24 protein-coding genes are annotated in these 25,314 nt (G+C 70.7%); 17 read left to right on the top strand and 7 right to left on the bottom strand.

The features are described from left to right. Nucleotides 1-118: 118 nt before the first annotated feature. Together OIC96_RS05545 and OIC96_RS05540 are read right to left on the bottom strand one after the other, a co-directional pair. Nucleotides 119-2,539, bottom strand: a complete 2,421-nt coding sequence (locus OIC96_RS05545; protein ID WP_330308993.1) for a Tex family protein — start codon at nucleotides 2,537-2,539, stop codon at nucleotides 119-121. A gap of 88 nt (nucleotides 2,540-2,627) precedes the next feature. Beyond that, nucleotides 2,628-3,494 carry an SCO6745 family protein gene (locus OIC96_RS05540; RefSeq protein ID WP_330308994.1) on the bottom strand — a complete coding sequence of 289 codons (867 nt, stop codon included), beginning with the start codon at nucleotides 3,492-3,494 and terminating at the stop codon, nucleotides 2,628-2,630. 113 nt (nucleotides 3,495-3,607) lie between these two features. Here OIC96_RS05540 and OIC96_RS05535 point away from each other — a divergent pair, with 113 nt between their 5' ends. Then, nucleotides 3,608-4,585 (top strand): GlxA family transcriptional regulator, encoded by a 978-nt coding sequence (locus tag OIC96_RS05535; protein WP_330308995.1) that lies wholly within the window; start codon nucleotides 3,608-3,610, stop codon nucleotides 4,583-4,585. Between the two features lie 42 nt (nucleotides 4,586-4,627). Continuing rightward, entirely contained in the window at nucleotides 4,628-5,263 is a 636-nt protein-coding gene (locus tag OIC96_RS05530) for a DJ-1/PfpI family protein (protein WP_330308996.1), read from the top strand. Here the strand turns inward: OIC96_RS05530 and OIC96_RS05525 are convergent. Beyond that, nucleotides 5,250-5,999, bottom strand: coding sequence for an enoyl-CoA hydratase/isomerase family protein (locus tag OIC96_RS05525; RefSeq protein ID WP_330308997.1), 750 nt, complete (start codon nucleotides 5,997-5,999; stop codon nucleotides 5,250-5,252). The genes OIC96_RS05530 and OIC96_RS05525 overlap by 14 nt on opposite strands. A gap of 289 nt (nucleotides 6,000-6,288) precedes the next feature. On the opposite strand from OIC96_RS05525, the gene OIC96_RS05520 reads away from it, so the two are divergent. Then, the gene (locus tag OIC96_RS05520) at nucleotides 6,289-6,795 is read left to right on the top strand and encodes an ATP-binding protein (RefSeq protein WP_330310374.1); all 507 of its coding nucleotides are present in this window, start codon (nucleotides 6,289-6,291) and stop codon (nucleotides 6,793-6,795) included. Between the two features lie 8 nt (nucleotides 6,796-6,803). Here the strand turns inward: OIC96_RS05520 and idi are convergent, their stop codons facing one another. From idi to galE, 4 genes are all read right to left on the bottom strand, one after another. Beyond that, the gene (gene idi / locus OIC96_RS05515; protein WP_330308998.1) at nucleotides 6,804-7,397 is read right to left on the bottom strand and encodes an isopentenyl-diphosphate Delta-isomerase; all 594 of its coding nucleotides are present in this window, start codon (nucleotides 7,395-7,397) and stop codon (nucleotides 6,804-6,806) included. A 123-nt stretch (nucleotides 7,398-7,520) separates the two neighbouring features. Beyond that, entirely contained in the window at nucleotides 7,521-8,051 is a 531-nt protein-coding gene (locus OIC96_RS05510; RefSeq protein WP_330308999.1) for a GNAT family N-acetyltransferase, read from the bottom strand. 202 nt (nucleotides 8,052-8,253) lie between these two features. Beyond that, nucleotides 8,254-9,192, bottom strand: coding sequence for a cation diffusion facilitator family transporter (locus tag OIC96_RS05505; RefSeq protein ID WP_330309000.1), 939 nt, complete (start codon nucleotides 9,190-9,192; stop codon nucleotides 8,254-8,256). A gap of 137 nt (nucleotides 9,193-9,329) precedes the next feature. Next, nucleotides 9,330-10,307, bottom strand: a complete 978-nt coding sequence (gene galE / locus OIC96_RS05500; RefSeq protein ID WP_330309001.1) for a UDP-glucose 4-epimerase GalE — start codon at nucleotides 10,305-10,307, stop codon at nucleotides 9,330-9,332. Nucleotides 10,308-10,629: 322 nt separating this feature from the next. Between galE and OIC96_RS05495 the strand changes: the two genes are divergently transcribed. The 14 genes from OIC96_RS05495 to OIC96_RS05435 all read left to right on the top strand — a co-directional run bounded on the left by OIC96_RS05495 (nucleotide 10,630) and on the right by OIC96_RS05435 (nucleotide 25,310). Beyond that, nucleotides 10,630-12,426: a DUF5941 domain-containing protein gene (locus OIC96_RS05495; RefSeq protein ID WP_330310375.1), complete on the top strand. Its 1,797-nt coding sequence runs from the start codon at nucleotides 10,630-10,632 to the stop codon at nucleotides 12,424-12,426. Continuing rightward, nucleotides 12,423-13,175 (top strand): phosphocholine cytidylyltransferase family protein, encoded by a 753-nt coding sequence (locus tag OIC96_RS05490; protein WP_330309002.1) that lies wholly within the window; start codon nucleotides 12,423-12,425, stop codon nucleotides 13,173-13,175. The genes OIC96_RS05495 and OIC96_RS05490 overlap by 4 nt, the downstream gene beginning before the upstream one ends. Continuing rightward, on the top strand, nucleotides 13,163-14,224 hold the full coding sequence (locus OIC96_RS05485; RefSeq protein WP_330309003.1) for an iron-containing alcohol dehydrogenase family protein: 1,062 nt from the start codon (nucleotides 13,163-13,165) through the stop codon (nucleotides 14,222-14,224). The genes OIC96_RS05490 and OIC96_RS05485 overlap by 13 nt, the downstream gene beginning before the upstream one ends. Next, on the top strand, nucleotides 14,202-14,981 hold the full coding sequence (locus OIC96_RS05480; RefSeq protein ID WP_330309004.1) for a CDP-alcohol phosphatidyltransferase family protein: 780 nt from the start codon (nucleotides 14,202-14,204) through the stop codon (nucleotides 14,979-14,981). Before OIC96_RS05485 ends, OIC96_RS05480 begins: the two co-directional genes overlap by 23 nt. Then, a complete protein-coding gene (locus tag OIC96_RS05475) occupies nucleotides 14,978-15,862 on the top strand; it encodes a glycosyltransferase family 2 protein (protein WP_330309005.1) in 885 nt (294 codons plus the stop codon). The genes OIC96_RS05480 and OIC96_RS05475 overlap by 4 nt, the downstream gene beginning before the upstream one ends. A gap of 99 nt (nucleotides 15,863-15,961) precedes the next feature. Beyond that, the gene (locus OIC96_RS05470; protein WP_330309006.1) at nucleotides 15,962-16,891 is read left to right on the top strand and encodes an ABC transporter permease; all 930 of its coding nucleotides are present in this window, start codon (nucleotides 15,962-15,964) and stop codon (nucleotides 16,889-16,891) included. Continuing rightward, nucleotides 16,884-17,663 (top strand): ABC transporter ATP-binding protein, encoded by a 780-nt coding sequence (locus OIC96_RS05465; RefSeq protein WP_330309007.1) that lies wholly within the window; start codon nucleotides 16,884-16,886, stop codon nucleotides 17,661-17,663. Before OIC96_RS05470 ends, OIC96_RS05465 begins: the two co-directional genes overlap by 8 nt. Before the next feature lie 357 nt (nucleotides 17,664-18,020). Further along, nucleotides 18,021-18,923, top strand: a complete 903-nt coding sequence (gene hpnC / locus OIC96_RS05460; RefSeq protein WP_330309008.1) for a squalene synthase HpnC — start codon at nucleotides 18,021-18,023, stop codon at nucleotides 18,921-18,923. Then, entirely contained in the window at nucleotides 18,920-19,870 is a 951-nt protein-coding gene (hpnD, locus tag OIC96_RS05455) for a presqualene diphosphate synthase HpnD (RefSeq protein ID WP_330309009.1), read from the top strand. Before hpnC ends, hpnD begins: the two co-directional genes overlap by 4 nt. Continuing rightward, entirely contained in the window at nucleotides 19,870-20,010 is a 141-nt protein-coding gene (locus OIC96_RS49810; RefSeq protein ID WP_406502203.1) for a DUF6380 family protein, read from the top strand. The genes hpnD and OIC96_RS49810 overlap by 1 nt, the downstream gene beginning before the upstream one ends. After that, entirely contained in the window at nucleotides 20,007-21,425 is a 1,419-nt protein-coding gene (hpnE, locus tag OIC96_RS05450) for a hydroxysqualene dehydroxylase HpnE (RefSeq protein ID WP_330309010.1), read from the top strand. Before OIC96_RS49810 ends, hpnE begins: the two co-directional genes overlap by 4 nt. Next, entirely contained in the window at nucleotides 21,425-22,552 is a 1,128-nt protein-coding gene (locus tag OIC96_RS05445) for a polyprenyl synthetase family protein (RefSeq protein ID WP_330309011.1), read from the top strand. Before hpnE ends, OIC96_RS05445 begins: the two co-directional genes overlap by 1 nt. 113 nt (nucleotides 22,553-22,665) lie before the next feature. Next, a complete protein-coding gene (gene shc, locus OIC96_RS05440; RefSeq protein ID WP_330309012.1) occupies nucleotides 22,666-24,669 on the top strand; it encodes a squalene--hopene cyclase in 2,004 nt (667 codons plus the stop codon). Beyond that, on the top strand, nucleotides 24,669-25,310 hold the full coding sequence (locus OIC96_RS05435; RefSeq protein ID WP_330309013.1) for a phosphorylase family protein: 642 nt from the start codon (nucleotides 24,669-24,671) through the stop codon (nucleotides 25,308-25,310). Before shc ends, OIC96_RS05435 begins: the two co-directional genes overlap by 1 nt. Nucleotides 25,311-25,314: the final 4 nt, after the last annotated feature.

The raw sequence follows: 25,314 nt of genomic DNA, 5'->3' as shown, positions 1-25,314 counted from the left end.
CAGGGGCGGCGTCCGTCCCCAAGAGAGCGGCACCCGGTAAGCGCCGGGGCTGCGCGACCCACCCCGAGCTCAGCCCCGGCGCCGGGTGCCCTGTCACCAGGGCACCCGGCGCCGAACGTCAGCGCCGACCCCGCTTGGGGTCGACCAACCCGGCCTTGCGCAACGCATCCGCCATCGCGCTGTTGGCGGGCGGCGGCGCAGCCTGACGCGACCCGCCACCGGCGCCGCCACGGCCCTGCCCTTGCCCCTGGCCCTGCCGCTGTCCCTGCCCTTGGCCCTGCCGCTGTCCCCGCTGCTGCGGCGGCCGCCCCCCACGCTGAGGCCGCCCCCCGCCTTCCTGGGCCGGAGCCGCGGCCTCATCGTCCAGCCGCAGCGTCAACGAGACCCGCTTGCGCGGAATGTCGATGTCCAGCACCTTCACCTTGACGATGTCGCCCGGCTTCACGACGTCCCGCGGGTCCTTGACGAAGGTCTTGGACATCGCGGAGACATGCACGAGCCCGTCCTGGTGGACACCGATGTCCACGAACGCCCCGAACGCGGCCACATTCGTGACGACACCCTCCAGCACCATTCCGGAGGCCAGATCGGAGATCTTCTCCACGCCCTCCTTGAAGGTGGCCGTCTTGAACGCGGGCCGGGGGTCGCGCCCGGGCTTCTCCAGCTCCTTCAGAATGTCCGTGACCGTCGGCAGGCCGAACGTCTCGTCGACGAAGTCGTTCGGCTTCAGCGAGCGCAGCACACCGGTGTTGCCGATCAGGGACGCGACCTCGCTCCCCGCCGTCTTCACCATGCGCCGCACCACGGGGTACGCCTCGGGGTGCACGCTGGACGCGTCCAGCGGATCGTCCCCGCCCCGGATCCGCAGGAAGCCCGCGCACTGCTCGTACGCTTTCGGGCCGAGCCGGGCCACGCCCTTGAGGGCGGTACGGGACGTGAAGGGACCGTTGGCGTCGCGGTGCGACACGATGTTCTCCGCGAGCCCGGAGGTGATGCCGGAGACGCGGGCGAGCAGCGGGGCGGAGGCCGTGTTGACGTCCACGCCCACGCCGTTCACACAGTCCTCGACCACGGCGTCCAGCGACCGGGACAGCTTCACCTCGGACAGGTCGTGCTGGTACTGCCCGACACCGATGGACTTCGGGTCGATCTTCACCAGCTCGGCCAGCGGGTCCTGGAGCCGGCGCGCGATGGACACGGCGCCGCGCAGCGACACGTCCATGTCGGGCAGCTCCTGCGAGGCGAACGCGGACGCCGAGTACACCGACGCCCCCGCCTCGGACACCATCACCTTGGTGAGGTTCAACTCCGGGTGCTTGGTGATGAGTTCACCGGCGAGCTTGTCGGTCTCGCGGGACGCCGTGCCGTTGCCGATCGCGACCAGCTCGACCGCGTGTTCCTTGGCGAGCCGCGCGAGCTTGGCGATGGCCTCGTCCCACTTGTTCGCCGGGACGTGCGGGTAGATGACGTCCGTCGCGACGACCTTGCCGGTGGCGTCGACCACGGCGACCTTCACACCCGTACGGAACCCGGGGTCGAGGCCCAGCGTCGAGCGGGTGCCCGCCGGGGCGGCGAGCAGCAGGTCCCGCAGGTTCGCCGCGAAGACGTTGACCGCCTCGTCCTCGGCGGTCGTCCGCAGCCGCAGCCGCAGGTCGATGCCGAGGTGCACGAGAATGCGGGTCCGCCAGGCCCAACGGACCGTGTCCGTGAGCCACTTGTCGGCCGGGCGGCCGCGGTCGGCGATCTGGAAGCGGTGGGCGACGATCCCCTCGTACGAGGAAGGGCCGGGCTGCTCGGAGGGCTCCTCGGGCTCCAGGACGAGGTCGAGGACGTCCTCCTTCTCGCCGCGCAGCATCGCGAGGATGCGGTGCGAGGGCAGCTCCTTGAAGGGCTCGGCGAAGTCGAAGTAGTCGGCGAACTTGGCGCCCGCCTCCTCCTTGCCGTCCTTCACCTTGGCGGCCAGCCGGCCCCGCACCCACATGCGCTCGCGCAGCTCGCCGATGAGGTCGGCGTCCTCCGAGAACCGCTCGGTGAGGATCGACCGGGCGCCGTCCAGCGCGGCCTGTGGATCGGCCACTCCCTTGTCGGCGTCGACGAAGGCCAGCGCCGCGGCGAGCGGGTCGACCGACGGGTCGCCGAGCAGGCCCTCGGCCAGCGGCTCCAGGCCCGCCTCGCGCGCGATCTGCGCCTTCGTACGCCGCTTCGGCTTGAACGGCAGATAGATGTCCTCAAGCCGCGCCTTCGTCTCGGCGCCCCGGATCTGCGCCTCGATCTCTTCGGTGAGCTTGCCCTGCTCGCGCACCGAGTCGAGGATCGCGGCGCGCCGCTCCTCCAGCTCCCGCAGATAGCGCAGCCGCTCCTCGAGGGTGCGCAGCTGCGCATCGTCGAGCATCTCGGTCGCTTCCTTGCGGTAGCGGGCGATGAAGGGCACCGTCGAACCGCCGTCGAGCAAGTCGACGGCGGCCTTGACCTGCCGTTCCCGTACGCCGAGTTCCTCGGCGATCCTGCCTTCGATGGACCCTACGAGGGGTGTCGTCACGATCCCGTACCGCCTTCTCCACTGGGGTTGCGCGCCAATTGTGGCAGGTGGCACCGACAACGGGGGATCAGGGCACCGCTCGGCGGTGTCAGCCCTTGCCGGTCATGCCCTCGGGGAAGGCGCCGGCCGCGAGGGCCGTCATGAGGATGCCCTTGGCCAGTTCGGTGAGGCGTTCGACACCCGCGGCGCCCAGATGCTCGTACGGGGCGCGGTCCAGCCGGTCCGTCCGCGCCTCGATCTCGCCCCGCAGGGCCACCCCCGCCTCCGTCAACTCGCCCTCGGCGTCGAGCAGTCCACGCTCCCGCAGCCGCCCGGCCGCCGCCTCCCAGTCCGCCCGGGACCAGCCGCGCGTGCCCAGCGCCCACTTCGGGGCCATGCCCTTGCCGGTCGCGGTGTGGCTCACCAGGGCCTCCACCGGGTCGAGTTCCGCGTCCAGCAGCACCGCGAGGTGACCGTCGCCGCGGTGCTCACGCAGCAGGGTGGCCGCGTGCCACAGCGCGAGGTGCGGCGCGTCGGGCACGGGGAGGTCGGCGTGGGCGGCGTACAGCGGGCGCGCGGTCCTGCCGCAGGCCTCGGCCGCCCGCAGGGCGAGCTCCGCCGCCTCCGCCATCTCCTTGGAGGCGATGACGTCCTCGCCGAGCAGCCGCCGCAGCGTCGCGTCGACGGCACGCGCGCGTGCCGCGAGCACGGCCTCCGGGGAAGCCGTCCGCCACACCTCGGGCAGGTGCTTGGCCACCAGTTCGTGGCGGAAGTTGTAGAACGTCGCCGTCACCGTGCCCGGGCCCACCGCTCCCATGGCCGCGGCCCGCACCGCGAAGTACGCGGCCCTGCTGTCCTCGATCCCGACCGCGGCCAGCTCCCGCCCCAGATCGGGCGAGAAGTAGTGCGTCGAGTGCAGCGGATTGAGGACGTTGTGGCAGCGCCGCCCGGCGCGCTCCGGCAGTGGAGTGGTCATGCCCGGCACATTACCGACTGGTCGGTACGGTGGGAACGGCAGCTCCTGGGATGGCAGGAAAGGTGGGGTATTCGGCGTTGCGGTCATCCCCGGGCCCGCGAAGAATCGAGGACATGCGAACCGTCCTGATCGTCCTCTTCGACGGGGTGCAGAGCCTCGACGTGACAGGTCCCCTCGAGGTCTTCGCGGGCGCCGAGGCCCAGCACGCCGGCTCGTACCGCATCCGCACCGCCTCCCTGGACGGCGCGCCGGTGCGCACCTCCAGCGGCCTCACGATCGTCCCGGACCACGCGCTCGCCGACGTACCCGATCCGCACACCCTGCTCGTGCCCGGGGGGCAGGGCACCCGGGTCCCCGACCCGCGCCTGACCGACTGGCTGCGCGAGCACGGCCCGCGCGCCGAACGTCTCGTGTCCGTGTGCACCGGCGCCATCCTGCTCGCCGAAGCGGGCCTCCTGGACGGCCACCGCGCCACGACCCACTGGGCCTACTGCGACAAGCTCGCCCGCGACCACCCGGCCGTCGAGGTCGCCCCGGACCCCATCTACGTCCGGGACGGCCAGGTCTCCACCTCGGCGGGTGTCACCTCCGGAATCGACCTGGCCCTCGCGCTGGTCGAGGAGGACCTGGGCCGCGAGACCGCCCTTCTGATCGCCCGCTACCTGGTCGTCTTCCTGCGACGCCCCGGCAACCAAGCTCAGTTCAGCGCCCAGCTGGCCGCCCAGACCGCGCAGCGCGAACCCCTGCGCGAGGTCCAGCAGTGGATCACCGAGCACCCCGGCGACGACCTGAGCGTCGAGTCGCTCGCCTCCCGCGCCCGGCTCTCGCCCCGCCACTTCGCCCGCGCCTTCCAGACCGAGACCGGCATGACGCCCGGCCGCTACGTCGACCGCGTCCGCCTCGAACACGCCCGGCGCCTCCTGGAGGACACCGCCGACGGCATCGAGGAGATCTCCCGCGCCTGCGGCTACGGCACGCCCGAGGCGATGCGCCGCGCCTTCGTCAGGACGCTCGGCTCGGCGCCGGCCGAGTACCGGCGCCGTTTCCGCCCGGCGCCCCTGGGCCCGATCCGCCCCGAACCCACCCACTGACCCTCTGGAATCCCACCCACTGATCCCCTGAAAGGAACCCCGATGCAGATCGCCATCGTCCTTTTCGACCGCTTCACCGCCCTGGACGCCGTGGGCCCCTACGAGACCCTCGGCCGGCTGCCCGACGCGGAGACCGTCTTCGTCGCCGAGCACACCGGCCCCGTACGCGCGGACACCGGCTACCTGGCGATCACCGCCGACAAGACGCTGGCGGAGGTGCCGAACCCCGATATCGTCCTGGTCCCGGGAGGCCCGGGCCAGACCCCGCAGATGGAGAACGAGGTCCTGCTGGACTGGCTGCGCGCCGCCGACGCCACGAGCACCTGGACGACCTCCGTGTGCACCGGCTCGCTGCTGCTCGCCGCCGCGGGGCTCCTGGAGGGCCGCCGCGCCACCTCCCACTGGCTGGCGCTCGACATGCTCAAGCAGTTCGGCGCCGAGCCGACGGGGGAGCGGGTCGTGTTCGACGGCAAGTACGTGACGGCGGCCGGTGTGTCGTCCGGGATCGACATGGGGCTCACCCTGCTCGGCCGGATCGCGGGCGACGAACACGCCCAGGCCGTACAACTGCTGACCGAGTACGACCCGCAGCCGCCCTACGACGCCGGATCCCCGCAGAAGGCGCCCGCGCACCTCGTCGAGGAGTTCCGCGCGAAGAGCCGCTTCATCCTGACGTAGTCCAGGTGAAGCGCGGCTGCCGGCGCTCCAGGAAGGCGGCGACCCCCTCAGCGGTGTCGCCGCTGCCCCGCGCCCGCTCCGCCCAGTACGCGTCCCGGTCCGTGCGCCCGTTCGCGAACTCCTTGGCCGCCGCCTGGGTCAGCAGGGAGCGCGTGGTCAGTACGCGAGTGAACTCCACGACACGCTTGTCGAGTTCGCCCCCGGGCAGCACCTCGTCCACCAGACCGGTGCGCAGCGCACGCTCCGCGTCGATCAACTCGCCCGAGAACAAGAGGTATTTGGCGGCGCCCGGCCCCACCAGGGACACCAGCCGCCGTGTGGAGGAGGCCGAATAGACGATCCCGAGGTTCGCCGGAGTCACCCCGAACAGCGCCCCTTCCTCGGCGAACCGCAGATCGCAGGCCGCCGCGAGCTGCGACCCGCCGCCCACGCAGTACCCGCGAATCGCGGCCAGCGTCGGCTTCGGGAACGCGGCGAGCGCCTCCTCGGCGAGCACGGCGAGGCTCTGCGCCTCGTCCGGGGAGCCCCGCAGCGTCGAGATGTCGGCCCCCGCGCAGAAGGTGTCGCCCTCGCCCTTGAGTACAAGTGCGCGCACGGTGGGGTCGGCGGCCAGCGCGTCGAGCAGCGGTGGCAGCGCCCGCCACATGCCGGCCGTCATGGCGTTGCGCTTGGCCGGGTGGTGGATGACGACGGTGGCGACCCCGTCGCCGGTGCTGTGCAGCAGCTGAGGCTCCATATGCCGGATGCTATCCGCACCCGCCGAACGAACGATCAAGAAGGGGGCAGGCGGACGACGAGACCCGGGGAACGAATCGGGCGAGCCCGGTGCCAAACCCGTACAACCCGAATAGTTCGCGAAGCGGGCACAACAGGGACAGGAGCAGTCTCACAACTGACCGTGTCATACGCCGACGATCAGAAGGCGTCGATACCAGCTGACTTGTGTTCAGTCATCCGGTCCGGACCAGCGCATTGTCAACACTCGACGTGTGGTGACAATCGAGCGCAAGGGTGGCGACCGGACGATGGAGAACCTCGGGCGGGGGTCCGACCCGAGCCCTGAAGGCAGCGGAGAGATGGCTCCCGAGCGGAGACCGCCGGGCCCGCTGCCGTACGAGGGGGTGTGGCGGTTCACCGCTCCCGCCATCGATGCCTCGGTGCCGCAGGCGCGGCACGCCGTCCGTGATCTGCTGGTCCGCCAGGGGGTGCCCGTCTCGGACGACCTCGTCCAGGGACTCCTGCTGATCGTCTCCGAACTCGTGACGAACGCGGTCCGGCACGCGGCCCTGCTGTCCCCGATGCTCGCCGTGGAGGTCGCCGTCGGCGCCGAGTGGGTGCGCGTCTCCGTGGAGGACAACCATCCCTACCGCCCGACCGCCCTGGAGGCCGACCACGGGCAGACCGGCGGCCGGGGCCTGCTGCTGGTCCGGGAGGTCACCAGGGAATCGGGCGGAGTGTGCGACGTCGAGCACACCGCGAGCGGCGGCAAGGTGATCTGGGCAGCCCTGCCGCTCACTCCGAGCGTCGTGTAGGGGACGCGCTACCAGCCCGCGGACGGACCCGTCAGCTCCCTGATCGCCGGACGGGCCGCGTCCAGCACGGTCATGAACCACGAAGAGAAGGTGTCCTTCGCGTGCCGCTCCGTCAGCTCGGCGGCGGTTACGAAGGCCGTCGAGCCGACCTCGTCAGGGTCGGGGCCGAGCGGCGACTGCACCATCCCGACGAAGAGGTGGTTGTACTCCTGCTCCACCAGGCCCGAGTCCGGGTCCGGGTGGTTGTAGCGGACCGTCCCCGCCTCGGCGAGCAGCGACGGGGAGACCCCGAGCTCCTCGTACGTCCGCCGGGCCGCCGCCGCGAAGGGTGCCTCGCCCGGGTAGGGGTGGCCGCAGCAGGTGTTCGACCAGACCCCGGGGGAGTGGTACTTGCCGAGGGCGCGCTGCTGGAGCAGCAGCCGCCCGCGCTCGTCGAAGAGGAACACCGAGAACGCTCTGTGCAACTGTCCCGGCGCCTGGTGCGCGGCGAGCTTCTCCGCCGTGCCGATCGTATTGCCGTCCTCGTCGACCAGCTCCAGCAAGATCGCTTCAACGGTGCCGTTCGACGAACTGTGCGTCGCGGTGGCAGGTGTGATCGGCATACCCATCCTTCGCATCGGTCTTCGAGCCCCAAGTCTGCCGTACGAAACCGGCACTCCCGGCACTTCGCGACTCCCGCATGTCCCGCCCCGGAACCCCGGAGCGGGACGTACGGCCGACGTGCGTCAGACGCCGAAAGCGGCCGGATACCTGATCGTGCCCGGTGCCACGGACAGGGAATCGCTCAGGACAAGGGCCATCAAATGTTCGGACGGCACGTCGAATCCGGGCCGGATGCCGTACTCCGCAGCGGGCCGGAATCCGAACCTCGGGTAGTACCCGGGATGCCCGAGTACGAGGACCAGCCGCTCCCCACGCGCGCGTGCCGCCTCCAGCACCGCGCGTACGACGGCCGATCCCGCGCCCCGGCGCTGCTGCTCCGGTCGTACGGCGACGGGGGCCAGCGCGGCCGCGGGGGCGCCGTCGACATGGCAGCGGGTGATCAGCGCGTACGCCGCGATCGTGCCGTCCGGCGCCTCGGCGACGTACGACAGGTCCGGGAACCACGCCCCGGCATCGGCGCGCAGAGCGTCGACCAGATCGGCTTCCGCCGCCCTCTCGAAGGCGGCGGCGGTCACGGCGTACACCTCGGCGCGATCGGCGGAGGTCTCCCGGCGGGTGCGCCAGGCAGTGATGTGTTCAGCGTTGTCGGTCAACGTGGAAACCCTTGGGTGAGGGGCCCGGCCGACGCACGGATGAGCTGCGGGTCAGCCTCGGGCCCGGGAAACGGGGACGACTGTGTCGCTGCGCGCGGCAGCGCCGAAAGCGACCGTCATCAACCCACCTCCTCCAATCGCCGGCCACGTTAGCAACACGACCGGCTGTCCCGCCCCCGAATTGGGCGGCTCCCCGCCTCCGTCAGTGGCACAGCTTCGCCTCGTGCTCCGCGTGCCCGCTCGGCTCCAGCTGGAACGTGCAGTGCTCGACGTCGAAGTGCACGCCGAGGCAGCCCTGGAGTTCGTGGAGCATCTTCTCGTGACCGATCGCGTTCAGGACGTCGGAACTGACGACCACATGCACGGAGAGCACGGGCATGCCGGAGGTGATGGTCCAGGCGTGCAGGTCGTGGATGTCCTCGACGCCCGGCAGCGCCAGGATGTGGGCGCGCACCTCCGCCATGTCGACGTTCTTGGGGGCGGCCTCCAGGAGCACGTTGAGCGTCTCCTGGAGCAGCTTCCAGGTGCGCGGGACGATCATCAGGCTGATCAGGATCGAGGCGATCGGGTCGGCGGCCTGCCAGCCGGTGGTCATGATCACCGCCGCGGCGATGATGACCGCCACCGAACCCAGCGCGTCCGCCACCACCTCCAGGAAGGCGCCGCGCACGTTCAGGCTGTCCTTCTGGCCGCGCATGAGCAGCGTGAGCGAGATCGTGTTCGCGACCAGGCCGATCAGACCGAACACGATGGCCTGAGCGCCGTCGGTGTCGGCGGGCGTCACGAAGCGCTGGATCGCCTCGTACATGACGTACCCGCCGACGACGAGCAGCAGCAGGCAGTTGGCGAGCGCGGCGAGGATCTCGGCCCGCGCGTACCCGAACGTGCGGGTCTCGCTCGGCGGGCGGCTCGCGAAGTGGATGGCCAGCAGCGCCATGACCAGGCCCAGCGCGTCCGTCGCCATGTGTGCCGCGTCGGCGATGAGCGCGAGCGAATCGGCGACGAGACCGCCGACGATCTCGACCACCATGACGGTGAGCGTGATCGACAGCGCGACGCGCAGCCTCCCGCGGTACGCCGCTGTCGCCGTACCCGTGGCGGGAGCGCCGTGCGCATGCCCGTGGTCGTGCCCAGCCCCCATGGAAGCCGCCTCCTGTGTTCTGCTCGGGCTCACAGTGAACTACGGGCGGGGGGTATCGGGCAATGCGGCACTGAACACCGTTGTCATGTGCCCTGACCTGCGGAAACGATCCGCAGGTCAGGGCATGGGGAAGATCGCTAATCCTGTGTCCGGGGGCGGTGCAGCCGCCAGCCCTCCCACGCCGACCCGACCATCTCGCGCACCCCGCGCCGCGCGCTCCAGCCGAGCTCCCGCGCGGCCAGCTCGGCCGAGGCGACCGCGCGCGGGGCGTCGCCGGGGCGGCGCGGTTCGACGAGCGGCTCCCGGGTGTCCCCGCTGACCTCGCCGATGAGGGTGATGAGTTCGCGGACCGAAACGCCTTCGCCGCGGCCGATGTTCACCGTCAGATCGCCCGTCGCGCCGTCGGCCAGCCGCCGGGCCGCCGCGAGATGCGCCTCGGCGAGGTCGGCGACGTGGATGTAGTCACGGACGCAGGTGCCGTCCGGCGTCGGATAGTCGTCGCCGAAGATCCGCGGGGCCTCGTCGCGCGTGAGGCGGTCGAAGACCATCGGGATCACGTTGAACACCCCGGTGTCGGCGAGCTCGGGCGTGGCCGCGCCCGCCACGTTGAAGTAGCGCAGGCACACGGTCGCGATGCCGTGCGCCCGGCCCGCCGCCCGCACCAGCCACTCCCCGGCGAGCTTCGTCTCGCCGTACGGGCTCATCGGGGCGCAGGGGGTGTCCTCCGTGATGAGGTCCACATCAGGGTTGCCGTAGACGGCCGCCGACGAGGAGAAGACGAACCGCTTGACGCCCGCCCCGGCGGCCGCCTCCAGGAGCGTCGCGAGCCCGCCCACGTTCTCCTGGTAGTAGCGCGTCGGCTGGGCCACGGACTCGCCGACCTGCTTGCGTGCGGCGAGGTGCACCACACCCGTCACCGCGTGCTCCGCGAAGACCCGCTTCAGCAGATCTCCGTCCAGTGACGAGCCCTGCACGAGGGGAATGCTCTCCGGAAGCCGCTTCGGCACCCCTGACGAGAGGTCGTCGAGGGCGACGACGCGCTCCCCGGCCTCCGCCATCGCCCGCGCCACGTGGGCCCCGATGTATCCGGCTCCGCCTGTGATCAGCCATGTCATGGACGCCCACCCTATGCCGGTCCCGCGCGGTGTCCGTCCTGTCCCGCTCCGGGCGGAGCGCCGGGTGCCGTGTGCGATGCCGAGAATGCGCCGGTCTGAGGGCACGGTTTGTGGCGCGGGCCCCGGATCCCTGATGATGATCTCGGCGGAGGCCATGCAAAACCGGGTGGATCGGGCCGTGAACGGGTGGTGAACGCCCGCTGCCGTCCATCCGATAACCTCTGCCGACATGCCGCCCGGACAGGCCCTGTCGCCTGGCGCGGGGCCATCCCACCACGCACTTGCCCGGCGCGGACGCGTCGGCACCCAGGGAGTGAGTTCGCTGTCGACCGCCATCCTCACCGGCCAGCCGGTTCCCGGATCGTCGCTTGAGGGCGATCTGCGGTCGCTCGGCTTCGACGTACGGCTCGCCGCCGACGCCGGTGACGCCGAGACGCTCCTTGCCGCCGTCCCCCTGGACCAGCGGGTCGCCGTCGTCGACGCCCGCTTCGTGGGGCACCCGCACGCGCTGCGCCTCGGCCTCACGGACCCCCGGTTCGCGGCCTCCGCGCTGCCCGGAGCCATATCGGTGCAGCCCGAGGCCCGCAAGGCCCTGACCCGGGCCGTGGCCCGCGAGAGCTCCGCCTCCGGCGGCCTCGCCGTCGCCACGGACCACCTCGCCGAACGCCTCACCGCGTCGCTCGACGCGGACGGCGTCGCCGTGTACCGCCCCGAGCTCGGCACGCTGGTCGCGGCCGTACCGGCCGACCCGCAGGAGCGCAACGAGGCCCGGCAGGCCGTCTCGGCCGTGGACGACGAGGCCGTACGACTGCGCAGCGCCGTGAAGGCCCGCGACGGCTTCTTCACCACGTACTGCATCAGCCCGTACTCGCGCTACATCGCCCGCTGGTGCGCCCGCCGCGGCCTGACTCCGAACCAGGTCACCACCGCCTCACTGATCACCGCGCTGATCGCAGCGGGCTGCGCCGCCACCGGCACCCGCGCCGGGTTCGTCGCGGCCGGTCTGCTGCTCATGTTCTCCTTCGTCCTGGACTGCGTGGACGGTCAGATCGCCCGCTACGCCCTGCAGTACTCGACGCTCGGCGCCTGGCTGGACGCGACCTTCGACCGCGCCAAGGAGTACGCCTACTACGCGGGCCTCGCCCTCGGAGCGGCCCGTGGCGGCGACGACGTGTGGGCGCTCGCCCTCGGCGCGATGATCCTGCAGACCTGCCGGCATGTCGTCGACTTCTCCTTCAACGAGGCGAACCACGACGCCACCGCCAACACCAGCCCCACCGCGGCCCTCTCGGACAAGCTCGACAGCGTCGGCTGGACGGTCTGGGTGCGCCGGATGATAGTCCTGCCCATCGGCGAACGCTGGGCGATGATCGCCGTGCTCACGGCGCTGACCACCCCGCGCATCACCTTCTACGCGCTGATCATCGGCTGCGCCTTCGCGGCGACGTACACCACGGCGGGCCGCGTACTGCGCTCCCTGACCCGCAAGGCGCGACGCACGGACCGCGCGGCGCAGGCGCTGGCCGACCTCACGGACAGCGGACCGCTCGCCGAGCTGCTGACGCGCTTCGCGCGCCGCGTGCCCCTGCGGGCACCGGCGGTCACCGCGCTGGCCGGCGGCGCCGTCGTCGTCCTCGCGGCCTGGCTCGCCCCTTACGGCAGCTGGTGGCCCGTGCTGGGCGCCGTGTTCTACGTACTGCTGTCGCCGCTGGCCGTCGTCCGCCCCCTCAAGGGCGCCCTCGACTGGCTGGTCCCGCCGTTCTTCCGCGCGGCCGAATACCTCACCGTTCTGGTACTGGCGGCCAACGCCGACGTGAACGGAGCGCTTCCTGCGGCTTTCGGCCTGGTGGCCGCCGTCGCCTACCATCACTACGACACGGTGTACCGCATCCGCGGCAACGCCGGAGCCCCCCCGCACTGGCTGGTGCGGGCGATCGGCGGGCACGAAGGCAGGACGCTGCTGGTCACCGTCCTGGCCGCGCTGCTCACCGCCGAACAGTTCAAGGTCGCGCTCACGGTGCTCGCCGTGGCCGTGGCGCTGCTGGTGCTCGTCGAGAGCATCCGCTTCTGGGTGTCCTCCGGGGCGCCCGCCGTACACGATGAAGGAGAACCCGCATGATCGGCCTCGTGCTGGCGGCCGGCGCCGGACGGCGTCTGCGTCCCTACACCGACAGCCTCCCCAAGGCTCTCGTGCCGGTGGGGCCCGCGGGCATAGAGGACAGCATCACGGTCCTGGACCTGACCCTCGGCAACTTCGCCGAGATCGGTCTGACCGAGGTCGGCATCATCGTGGGCTACCGCAAGGAAGCCGTGTACGACCGCAAGGCGGCCCTTGAGGAGAAGTACGGCCTCAAGATCACCCTCATCGACAACGACAAGGCCGAGGAGTGGAACAACGCCTACTCCCTGTGGTGCGGCCGTGACGCCCTCAAGGACGGTGTGATCCTCGCCAATGGCGACACCGTGCACCCGGTCTCCGTCGAGAAGACGCTGCTCGCCGCCCGCGGCGACGGCAAGAAGATCATCCTCGCCCTCGATACGGTGAAGAACCTCGCGGACGAGGAGATGAAGGTCGTCGTGGACCCCGCCAAGGGCGTCCAGAAGATCACCAAGCTGATGGAGCCGTCCGAGGCCACCGGTGAGTACATCGGTGTCACCCTCATCGAGGGCGACGCCGCCGCCGACCTGACCGACGCTCTGAAGACGGTGTGGGAGACCGACCCGCAGCAGTTCTACGAGCACGGCTACCAGGAACTCGTCAACCGCGGCTTCCGGATCGATGTCGCGCCGATCGGTGACGTCAAGTGGGTCGAGATCGACAACCACGACGACCTCGCCAAGGGACGTGAGATCGCGTGCCTGTACTGACGAGGCTCATCCCCTCGCCGGTCGTCGTCGACATCCGGCCGGGTGCCCTGGACGACCTGGCGAGTGTGCTCTCCGACCAGCGGATCTCGCATTCGGGCAAGCTCGCCGTCGCGGTGAGCGGCGGCTCCGGCGCCAGGCTGCGCGAGCGGATCGCCCCTGCCCTGCCGGGCGCCACCTGGTACGAGGTCGGCGGCGGCACCCTCGACGACGCGATCCGGCTGGCCGGTGCCATAAAGGCCGGGCACTACGACGCGGTCGTGGGCCTGGGCGGCGGCAAGATCATCGACTGCGCGAAGTTCGCCGCGGCACGCGTCGGCCTCCCGCTGGTCGCCGTGCCCACGAACCTCGCGCACGACGGCCTCTGCTCGCCCGTCGCGACCCTCGACAACGACGCGGGCCGCGGTTCGTACGGTGTGCCGAACCCCATCGCGGTCGTCATCGACCTCGATGTGATCCGCGAGGCCCCCGTACGGTTCGTGCGCGCCGGCATCGGCGACGCCGTCTCCAACATCTCCGCGATCGCGGACTGGGAGCTGGCGAACCGCGTCAACGGCGAGAAGATCGACGGTCTCGCCGCCGCGATGGCCCGCCAGGCCGGTGAGGCCGTGCTGCGGCACCCGGGCGGCATCGGTGACAACGCCTTCCTCCAGGTGCTCGCCGAGGCGCTGGTCCTCAGCGGGATCGCCATGTCGGTGTCCGGTGACTCACGGCCCTCGTCCGGTGCCTGCCACGAGATCAACCACGCCTTCGACCTCCTCTTCCCCAAGCGCGCGGCGAGCCACGGCGAGCAGTGCGGTCTGGGCGCGGCCTTCGCGATGTATCTGCGGGGGGCACACGAGGAGTCGGCGTACATGGCCGAGGTGCTGCACCGGCACGGACTGCCGGTGCTGCCGGAGGAGATCGGCTTCACCGTGGACGAGTTCGTGCAGGTCGTGGAGTTCGCTCCGCAGACCCGGCCCGGCCGCTACACGATCCTCGAACACCTCGACCTGAAAACCAACCAGATCAAGGACATCTACACCGACTATGCCAAGGCCATCGGTAGCTGAACTCCGCCCCGTCGTTCACCCCCCGGGGGTGAAGGACCGGCGCAGCGGTGAGCACTGGATGGGACGCCTCTACATGCGTGAGGTGTCCCTGCGGGTCGACCGCTACCTGGTGAACACCAGGGTTTCGCCCAACCAGCTCACGTACCTGATGACCGTCTTCGGCGTGCTCGCGGCCCCGGCCCTGCTGGTGCCGGGGATCGCGGGCGCCGTGCTCGGCGTGGTGTGCGTCCAGCTGTATCTGCTGCTGGACTGCGTCGACGGCGAGATCGCCCGCTGGAGGCAGCAGTTCTCGCTCAGCGGCGTCTACCTGGACCGGGTCGGCGCCTATCTGACCGACGCGGCGGTGCTCGTCGGCTTCGGCCTGCGCGCCGCCGATCTGTGGGGCTCCGGGCGGATCGACTGGCTCTGGGCCTTCCTCGGCACGCTGGCGGCCCTCGGCGCGATCCTGATCAAGGCCGAGACCGACCTCGTCGGCGTCGCCCGCCACCAGGGCGGGCTGCCGCCGGTCAAGGAGGCGGCGTCCGAGCCGCGCTCGTCCGGCATGGCGCTGGCCCGCAAGGCCGCCGCGGCGCTGAAGTTCCACCGGCTGGTGCTCGGGATCGAGGCGTCCCTGCTGATCCTGGTCCTGGCGATCCTGGACCAGGTGCGCGGGGACCTGTTCTTCACCCGGCTCGGCGTCGCCGTACTGGCCGCCATCGCGCTCCTGCAGACCCTGCTGCACCTCGTGTCCATCCTCGTCTCCAGCAGGCTGAAGTGAGTGCCGCGATGAAGGTCGGCGCGGTGATCATCACCATGGGCAACCGACCCGAGGAACTCCGGGCCCTGCTGGACTCCGTCGCCAAGCAGGACGGCGACCGCGTCGAGGTGGTCGTGGTCGGCAACGGCTCGCCCGTCCCGGACGTCCCCGCCGGAGTGCGGACCGTCGAGCTGCCCGAGAACCTCGGCATACCCGGCGGCCGCAACGTCGGCATCGAGGCCTTCGGCCCCGGCGGCACCGACGTGGACGTCCTTCTCTTCCTGGACGACGACGGCCTCCTCGCCACGCACGACACCGCCGAGCTGTGCCGCCGGGCCTTCACGGCAGACCCGAAGCTCGGCATCGTCAGCTTCCGCATCGCCGACCCGGACACGGGCGAGACCCAGCGCCGTCACGTTCCGCGGCTGCGCGCCTCCGACCCGATGCGCTCCTCGCGGGTCACCACCTTCCTCGGCGGCGCCAACGCCGTCCGTACGGAGGTCTTCGCCGAGGTCGGCGGGCTCCCGGACGAGTTCTTCTACGCCCATGAGGAAACCGACCTCGCGTGGCGGGCCCTCGACGCGGGCTGGATGATCGACTACCGGTCCGACATGGTGCTGTACCACCCGACCACCGCGCCCTCGCGGCACGCGGTCTACCACCGCATGGTGGCCCGCAACCGCGTCTGGCTCGCGCGCCGAAACCTTCCGGCGCCGCTCGTTCCGGTCTACCTCGGTGTCTGGATGCTCCTGACGCTGCTGCGCCGCCCCTCGAAACCGGCGCTCAAGGCCTGGTTCGGCGGCTTCAAGGAGGGCTGGACCACTCCGTGCGGGCCCCGGCGTCCCATGAAGTGGCGTACGGTGTGGCGGCTGACTCGACTGGGCCGACCTCCTGTGATCTGACAAGCTCGTTTCTGAGAGCATTCGTGGCCGTACCCCGGTCCCCGGCTCATGCCTACGCCCGTCCTGGCTGTGCGCATCTTGAAGACGAAAGTTTCCACTGTGAGTGAGACAACGCATGACGGCGGAGTCGCGGTGAGCGACCGACCGTCGCCCGATGACGGGCTCTCCGCGGCCGACTTGGCCACCAAGTACGGGCTCGCGGTCAGCGGCGCCCGGCCCGGACTCGCCGAATACGTTCGTCAGCTGTGGGGGCGGCGGCACTTCATCCTCGCCTTCTCGCAGGCGAAGCTCACCGCCCAGTACAGCCAGGCCAAGCTGGGCCAGCTGTGGCAGGTGGCGACCCCGCTGCTCAACGCGGGCGTCTACTACCTGATCTTCGGCCTGATCCTGAAGGCCAACCGCGGTATGTCGCACGACGTGTACATCCCGTTCCTGGTGACGGGTGTCTTCGTCTTCACCTTCACACAGAGCTCGATCATGGCGGGCGTCCGTGCGATCTCCGGGAACCTGGGGCTGGTGCGCGCGCTGCACTTCCCGCGCGCCTCGCTGCCCATCTCCTTCGCGCTCCAGCAGCTCCAGCAGCTGCTCTTCTCGATGATCGTGCTGTTCGTCGTGGCGATCGGCTTCGGCAGCTACCCGAGCGCGTCCTGGCTGCTGATCGTGCCGGTGCTCGTGCTGCAGTTCCTCTTCAACGTGGGACTCTCGCTGATCGTGGCCCGGATGGGCGCCAAGACCCCGGACCTCGCCCAGCTGATGCCGTTCATCCTGCGGACCTGGATGTACGCGTCCGGCGTCATGTTCTCCATCAGCACCATGCTCGCCGGCCGCCCGGAGTGGATCGCCCGCGCACTGCAGGCGAACCCGGCCGCCGTCTACATGGACCTGATGCGCTACGCCCTCATCGACGGCTACGGCTCCTCCAACCTGCCCCCGCATGTGTGGGCCATCGCCGTCTTCTGGGCCGTGGTCGTCGCCCTCGGCGGGTTCGTGTACTTCTGGAAGGCAGAGGAGAGGTACGGCCGTGGCTGAGCAGAGGACCGACTCCCACATCCCCACCGTCATCGCGGACGAGCTGCACATCGTCTACCGCGTCAACGGCGCCAAGACCGGCAAGGGCAGCGCGACCGCCGCCCTCAGCCGCATCATCAAGCGCGGCGAGTCGCCCGGCGTACGCAAGGTGCACGCCGTCCGGGGCGTCTCCTTCACCGCGTACCGCGGCGAGGCCATCGGCCTGATCGGCTCGAACGGCTCCGGCAAGTCCACGCTCCTGCGTGCCATCGCCGGCCTGCTCCCCGCCGAGAAGGGCAAGGTCTACACCGACGGCCAGCCCTCGCTGCTCGGCGTGAACGCGGCCCTGATGAACGATCTGACGGGCGAGCGGAACGTCATATTGGGCGGGCTCGCGATGGGTATGACCCGCGAGCAGATCAAGGAGCGCTACCAGGAGATCGTCGACTTCTCCGGCATCAACGAGAAGGGCGACTTCATCACCCTCCCGATGCGCACCTACTCGTCCGGCATGGCGGCCCGCCTGCGCTTCTCCATCGCGGCCGCCAAGGACCACGACGTCCTGATGATCGACGAGGCCCTCGCCACCGGCGACCGCTCCTTCCAGAAGCGCTCCGAGGCCCGCATCCGCGAGCTGCGCAAGAGCGCGGGCACGGTGTTTCTGGTCAGTCACAACAACAAGTCGATCCGCGACACCTGCGACCGCGTGCTCTGGCTGGAGCGCGGTGAGCTGCGCATGGACGGCCCGACCGAAGAGGTCCTCAAGGAGTACGAGAAGTTCACGGGCAAGTAGCCCATTTCGACCAGGGCCCCGCCGGAACTCTTCGGCGGGGCCCTGCGTCTGCAAAGGAAACGCCAACTCCGCCTGGCCTTAGGAATCTTGACATCAATCGGTGTGTTGTTGTGATGTGCAGGACACCCCGACGGAGCGTGCCGCGTTGTACAACGTAAGCTGTACCGGTGCTGATTCGCGGCAAGTAGGGCGATAATGCGCGACACCCGGCACCGCGCGCCGCGCGGACCTCCGGGCGGCGTGTCCGAAAAGGGCACTATTGGGTCGGCAGTGTAGAACGGGAGATGTGACGGCAATGGCTACGGAATCTCTCCAGCTCCGCGACGCGTGTGCCGTCCCCGCGCCGGGCGGCGAGCGGTGACCGAAGCCGGCACGGCGCGTACTGGTGATCCGGAGCGCGGCACCCTCGACAAGGCCGCGGACGAGAACTTTCCCGTGGCACCCTTCTTCCTGCCCAAGGCCTGGCGCGACGATCTGATGGCCGTGTACGGCTTTGCCCGTCTCGTCGACGACATCGGTGACGGCGACCTCGCCCCGGGTGGCGCGGACGCCCGCCTGCTCGGCGCGTCGCCCGAGGAGGCCGAGGACCGTCTCCTCCTCCTTGACGCCTTCGAAGCCGATCTTCACCGTGTGTTCGACTCGACACCGCGCCACCCGCTGCTGCGCCGGCTCCAGCCCACTGTCCGCCGCGCGGGCCTCACCCCCGAGCCCTTCCTCGGCCTGATCGCGGCCAACCGCCAGGACCAGCTGGTCAAGCGGTACGAGACCTATGACGACCTGCTCGCCTACTGTGAGCTGTCCGCCAATCCCGTCGGCCGTCTGGTCCTCTCCGTCACCGGAACCTCCACGCCCGATCGCGTCCGCCGCTCCGACGCGGTGTGCACGGCGCTGCAGATCGTCGAACACCTCCAAGACGTCGCCGAGGACCTCGGCCGCGACCGTATCTACCTGCCTGCCGAGGACATGAAACGCTTCCACGTCCAGGAGGCGGATCTCGCCGCCGCCACAGCAGGCGCATCGATGCGAGCACTGGTTGCATACGAAGCAGAACACGCCTTGAACCTCCTGAATGAAGGCACCCCCCTCGTGGGTAGCGTCCACGGCAGGCTGAAGCTGCTGCTCGCGGGGTTCGTTGCGGGAGGAAGGGCGGCAATCCGTGCGATTGCCGCCGCCGAATACGACGTACTTCCCGGCCCGCCCAAGCCCGGCAAGCTCCAGTTGCTGCGCGAGGTGGGAGTGACTCTGCGAGGAGAGGGGTGATCCGGACCGTGGAGTCGGAACAACACGTGCCCGCACCGGTACTCGCCGCGTACAGCTACTGCGAGGCAGTGACCGGTCAGCAGGCCCGTAATTTCGCGTACGGCATCAGACTTCTGCCGACGCCCAAGCGCCGCGCCATGTCGGCGCTCTACGCGTTCTCCCGGCGTGTCGACGACATCGGCGACGGCACGCTCGCAGCGGACGTCAAGTCGGCCCGCCTGGAGGACACCCGGGCACTGCTCGCCCGGGTCCGTGCCGGGTCCGTCGACGAGGACGACACCGACCCGGTCGCGGTCGCCCTCAGCCACACCGCCGAGTACTTCCCGGTGCCCCTCGCAGGCCTCGACGAACTCATCGACGGCGTCCTCATGGACGTACGCGGAGAGACGTACGAGACCTGGGACGACCTGAAGGTCTACTGCCGTTGCGTGGCCGGGGCGATCGGGCGGCTCTCGCTCGGCGTGTTCGGTACGGAACCGGGGGCGCGCGGCGCCGAGCGCGCGCCGGAGTATGCCGACACGCTCGGGCTCGCGCTCCAACTCACCAACATCCTGCGGGATGTACGCGAGGACGCCGAGGGCGGGCGCACGTATCTGCCCGCCGACGATCTGGCCAAGTTCGGCTGCTCGGCCGGGTTCAACGGACCGACTCCACCGCCCGGCTCCGATTTCGCGGGCCTCGTGCACTTCGAAGTGCGTCGGGCCCGCGCTCTTTTCGCCGAGGGCTACCGGCTGCTGCCCATGCTCGACCGGCGCAGCGGCGCGTGTGTCGCGGCGATGGCCGGCATCTACCGCCGCCTGCTCGACCGCATCGAGCGCGAGCCGGAGGCCGTGCTGCGCGGCCGGGTCTCGCTGCCCGGACGTGAGAAGGCGTACGTCGCCGTGCGCGGCCTCTCCGGCCTCGATGCCCGGCATGTGTCCCGCCGTACCGTCAGGAGGCGCGCCTGATGGACAATCCGGTCCAAGGTGATTCAACCGGCGAAAAGCGGCACGCAACCCTCCGGGGCCGGGTGGCGTCCCTGACTGCAACGGCCTGCCGTGCACCGTTCAAGCACCGCGGCACGGCCGCAGGGGAGGGTGCACGATGAGCGAGGTCACGCAGCCCGCGGGGGCTTCGGGCCGCCCGGACGGGGCGGCTGCCGTGGTGGTCGGTGGAGGGCTCGCCGGGATCACCGCGGCGCTCGCGCTCGCCGACGCCGGGGTGCGGGTCACCCTGCTCGAAGGGCGGCCGCGGCTCGGCGGTCTCGCGTTCTCCTTCCAGCGCGGCGAGCTGACGGTCGACAACGGCCAGCATGTCTATCTGCGCTGCTGCACCGCCTACCGCTGGTTCCTCGACCGCGTCGACGGAGCCTTGCTGGCGCCCCTGCAGGATCGTCTCGACGTGCCCGTTCTCGACGCCGAGGGCACACCGGGACGACGGCTCGGCAGAATCGGCCGCACGGCACTGCCCGTACCGCTGCATCTCGCGCGCAGCCTCGCCACGTACCAGCATCTGTCGCTCGCCGAGCGCGCCAAGGTCGGCCGTGCCGCGCTGGCGCTCAAGGGCCTGGATCTCTCCGATCTGGCGCTCGATGCGCAGAACTTCGGCGACTGGCTCGCCGCGCACGGTCAGTCGGAGCGTGCCGTCGAAGCACTGTGGGACCTCGTGGGGGTCGCCACCCTCAACGCGGTGGCCGGCGACTCGTCGCTGGCGCTCGCCGCGATGGTGTTCAAGACCGGTCTGCTGTCCGACCCGGGCGCGGCCGACATCGGCTGGGCGCGCGTCCCGCTGGGCGAACTGCACGACACCCTGGCCCGCAAGGCGCTCGACTCCGCGGGCGTCCGTACCGAAGTCCGTACACGCGTCACCTCCATCTCCCCCAACGAAAACGGGCGTTGGAGCGTTCAGGTTCCCGGCGAGACACTCGAAGCCGACACGGTCGTGCTCGCCGTACCCCAGCGCGAGGCCCACGATCTGCTGCCCGAGGGGGCGCTCGACGCCCCTGAGCGGCTCCTGGAGATCGGCACCGCGCCGATCCTCAACATCCATGTCGTCTACGACCGCAAGGTGCTCGCCCGGCCGTTCTTCGCGGCGCTGGGCTCCCCGGTGCAGTGGGTGTTCGACCGGACCGAGGCGTCCGGTCTGCGCGAGGGCCAGTACCTCGCGCTGTCGCAGTCGGCCGCGCAGGACGAGATCGACGAGCCCGTCGCCGTACTGCGCGAGCGCTATCTGCCGGAGCTGGAACGGCTGCTGCCCGCCGCGCGCGGCGCCGGAGTGAAGGACTTCTTCGTGACCCGGGAGCGCACGGCGACGTTCGCCCCCACCCCGGGCGTCGGGCGGCTGCGGCCCGGCGCCCGCACCAAGGCACCCGGCCTGTACCTGGCCGGATCGTGGACCGCCACCGGGTGGCCCGCGACCATGGAGAGTGCGGTCCGCAGTGGCATCAGTGCGGCGGGAGCCGCGCTGGGCGCCCTGGGCCGGCCTCGCGATCACCTCTTCGACGTCTTTGAGGAGGCGGCCTGATGCTCGATCAGCGCGCGACCGACCCCCGCACCCCCGGTACCGCAACAAGAGGAGAGACTGTGCCCACTGTGCCCCCGGCCGAAACGGCTGCCGACGCGGTGGACGTGACCGCGCTCCTGGAGCGCGGCCGGACCCTGGCCACACCGGTGCTGAAGGCGGCCGTCGACCGGCTGGCAGCGCCCATGGACACCGTTGCCGCCTACCACTTCGGCTGGATCGACGCCAAGGGCAACCCCGCGGACGGCGACGGCGGCAAGGCTGTACGCCCCGCGCTCGCCGTCCTGTCCGCGCAGGCCGCCGGCGCCGCCCCCGCGGTGGGCGTGCCGGGTGCGGTCGCCGTTGAACTGGTGCACAACTTCTCGCTGCTGCACGACGACCTGATGGACGGCGACGAGCAGCGCCGCCACCGCGACACCGTCTGGAAGGTGCACGGCCCCGCGCAGGCCATCCTCGTCGGCGACGCCCTGTTCGCGCTGGCCAACGAGATCCTCCTGGAGCTCGGCACCGTGGAGGCGGGTCGCGCCACGCGCCGCCTCACCACAGCGACCCGTGCCCTGATCGACGGTCAGGCACAGGACATCTCCTACGAGCATCGCGACCGCGTCACCGTCGAGGAGTGCCTGGAGATGGAGGGCAACAAGACGGGCGCCCTGCTCGCCTGCGCCTGCTCCATCGGCGCGGTGCTCGGCGGTGCCGACGACTTCACGGCGGACACGCTGGAGAAGTACGGCTACCACCTGGGCCTGGCCTTCCAGGCCGTCGACGACCTCCTCGGCATCTGGGGCGACCCGGAGGCCACCGGAAAGCAGACCTGGAGCGATCTGCGCCAGCGCAAGAAGTCCCTGCCGGTCGTGGCCGCGCTCGCCGCGGGCGGGCCCGCCTCCGAGCGCCTCGGTGAACTGCTCGCCAAGGACGCCAAGGCCAGCGACTTCGAGAACTTCTCCGAGGAGGAGTTCGCCGTGCGCGCCGCGCTCATCGAGGAGGCGGGCGGCCGCGAGTGGACCGCCCAGGAGGCGCGCCGCCAGCACACCATCGCCATCGAGGCGCTGGACGCCGTCCAGATGCCCGACCAGGTGCGGGCCCAGTTCGTGGCGCTCGCCGACTTCGTCGTCGTACGGAAGAGATGATCACTATCGGTCGAATAAACCTCGCGTAGTCGCCGGCCGGTGCCGCGGGACAAGGACGCACCGGCCGACGGCGGACCCACAGCAGAGACGTACCACTGCACGAAGGGGAAGCCATGACAGCGACGACCGACGGAAGCACCGGGGCCCTGCCGCCCCGCGCTGCCTCGGCCAGCGAAATCCAGACACAGACGACTCCCGTGGCGGCCGGGACAGTCGAGACCCGAGATGTCGCCACGCACGCGATGCGGCGCGCCACCGACTTCCTGCTCTCGCGGCAGGACGCCGAGGGCTGGTGGAAGGGCGACCTCGAGACGAACGTCACGATGGACGCCGAGGACTTGCTTCTCCGTCAGTTCCTGGGCATCCGTGACGAGTCGACGACGCACGCCGCCGGGCTGTTCATCCGCGGCGAGCAGCGGGAGGACGGCGCCTGGGCCACGTTCTACGGCGGACCGGGTGAACTCTCCACCACCGTCGAGGCGTACGTCGCCCTGAGGCTGGCCGGGGACGCCCCGGACGAACCGCACATGGCACGGGCGTCCGCCTGGATCCGTGAGCGGGGCGGCATCGCCTCGGCCCGGGTCTTCACCCGGATCTGGCTCGCCCTGTTCGGCTGGTGGAAATGGGACGACCTGCCCGAACTCCCGCCGGAACTCATCTACTTCCCGAAGTGGATGCCGCTCAACATCTACGACTTCGGCTGCTGGGCGCGGCAGACGATCGTGCCGCTCACCGTCGTCTCGGCGAAGCGTCCGGTGCGGCCCGCGCCGTTCCCGCTCGACGAGCTGCACACCGACGCAAACCATCCCAACCCGGTCAAGCCCCTCGCTCCGGTGGCGAGTTGGGACGGTGTCTTCCAGCGTCTCGACAGGGCGCTGCACCAGTACCGCAAGGTCGCGCCGCGCCGGCTCCGCAGGGCGGCGATGAGCACGGCCGCCCGCTGGATCATCGAGCGGCAGGAGAACGACGGCTGCTGGGGAGGCATCCAGCCGCCTGCCGTGTACTCGGTCATCGCCCTGCATCTGCTCGGCTACGACCTCGAACACCCGGTGATGCGCGAGGGGTTGGCGTCGCTGGACCGTTTCGCCGTATGGCGCGAGGACGGCGCCCGGATGATCGAGGCCTGCCAGTCGCCGGTGTGGGACACCTGCCTGGCGACCATCGCGCTCGCCGACGCGGGCTTGCCCGCCGACCATCCGCAGCTGGTGAAGGCCGCGGACTGGATGCTCGGCGAGGAGATCGTCCGGCCGGGGGACTGGGCGGTCAAGCGCCCCCAACTGCCGCCGGGCGGCTGGGCGTTCGAGTTCCACAACGACAACTACCCCGACATCGACGACACCGCCGAGGTCGCCCTCGCGCTGCGCCGCGTCAAGCACCATGATCCGGAGCGTGTGGACAACGCCATCGGGCGCGGGATCCGCTGGAACCTCGGTATGCAGTCCAAGGACGGCGGCTGGGGGGCCTTCGACGTCGACAACACCAGCACCTTCCCCAACCGGCTGCCGTTCTGCGACTTCGGGGAGGTCATCGACCCGCCGTCCGCGGACGTCACCGCACACGTCGTGGAGATGCTCGCGGTCGAGGGACTCGCGCACGACCCGCGCACCCGCCGGGGCATCCAGTGGCTGCTCGCCCACCAGGAACCGAACGGCTCGTGGTTCGGCCGCTGGGGCGTCAACTACGTATACGGCACAGGGTCGGTGGTCCCGGCGCTCATGGCCGCGGGGCTGCCCGCCTCGCATCCGGCGATCCGCCGGGCGGTGGCCTGGCTGGAGACCGTGCAGAACGACGACGGCGGCTGGGGCGAGGATCTGCGCTCCTACCGCGACGTCGCCGAGTGGAGCGGGCGTGGCGCCTCGACCGCCTCCCAGACCGGGTGGGCCCTGCTCGCGCTGCTCGCCGCGGGGGAGCGCGACTCCAAGGCCGTGGAGCGCGGGGTCGAATGGCTCGCGGAGACCCAGCTGGCGGACGGCTCCTGGGACGAGCCGTACTTCACCGGCACCGGGTTCCCGTGGGACTTCTCGATCAACTACCACCTCTACCGGCAGGTCTTCCCGCTCACCGCGCTCGGCCGGTACGTCCACGGCGAGCCGTTCGCCGAGGCCAAGGGGGGTTGATGAGCACCAAGCCCGACCCGGTCCCGCTTCTGATCGCCTGCGCGCTCGGCATCGAGCACCTCGCCCTGCGCAGCGGCGACCGGACCGGGGCCGACGGGCCCGTCACCGTGCTGCGCACCGGCATGGGGCCCAAGGCCGCGGAGCGCTCGGTCACCCGGGTCCTCGCCGATCCGGCGCTGTGCGAGGCCGCCGTCTTGGCCACGGGCTTCTGTGCCGGGCTCGCCCCGGGCATGCACCCCGGTGACCTGGTGGTCGCCGAGGAGACCCGGGACCCGCGCGGCACCACGCCGTGCGTGGGCACCGAGCTGCTGGTCAAGGAACTCGTACGGGTCCTGCCGGGGCGCACTGTCCACACGGGGCCGCTCACCGGCTCCGATCACGTCGTCCGCGGTCACGAACGGTCGGATCTGCTCGCGACCGGCGCAATCGCGGTCGACATGGAGTCGGCGTCCACACTCCACAGCGCCGTCCGCACGGGCACGCGCCCGGTTGCGGCCGTACGGGTGGTCGTGGACGCTCCAGAACATGAACTCGTCCGTATCGGCACAGTCCGCGGTGGAATATCAGCTTTCCGTGTTCTTCGTGCCGTGCTTCCCGCTTTTTTTGAATGGCACCGTTCTTTGCTGCTCCCTCGGAGGTGAGCCA

Origin of the sequence: Streptomyces sp. NBC_00775 (assembly GCF_036347135.1) — a bacterium.
Classification (GTDB): domain Bacteria; phylum Actinomycetota; class Actinomycetes; order Streptomycetales; family Streptomycetaceae; genus Streptomyces; species Streptomyces lutosisoli.
This window is presented reverse-complemented; position numbering and strand designations above follow the sequence as displayed.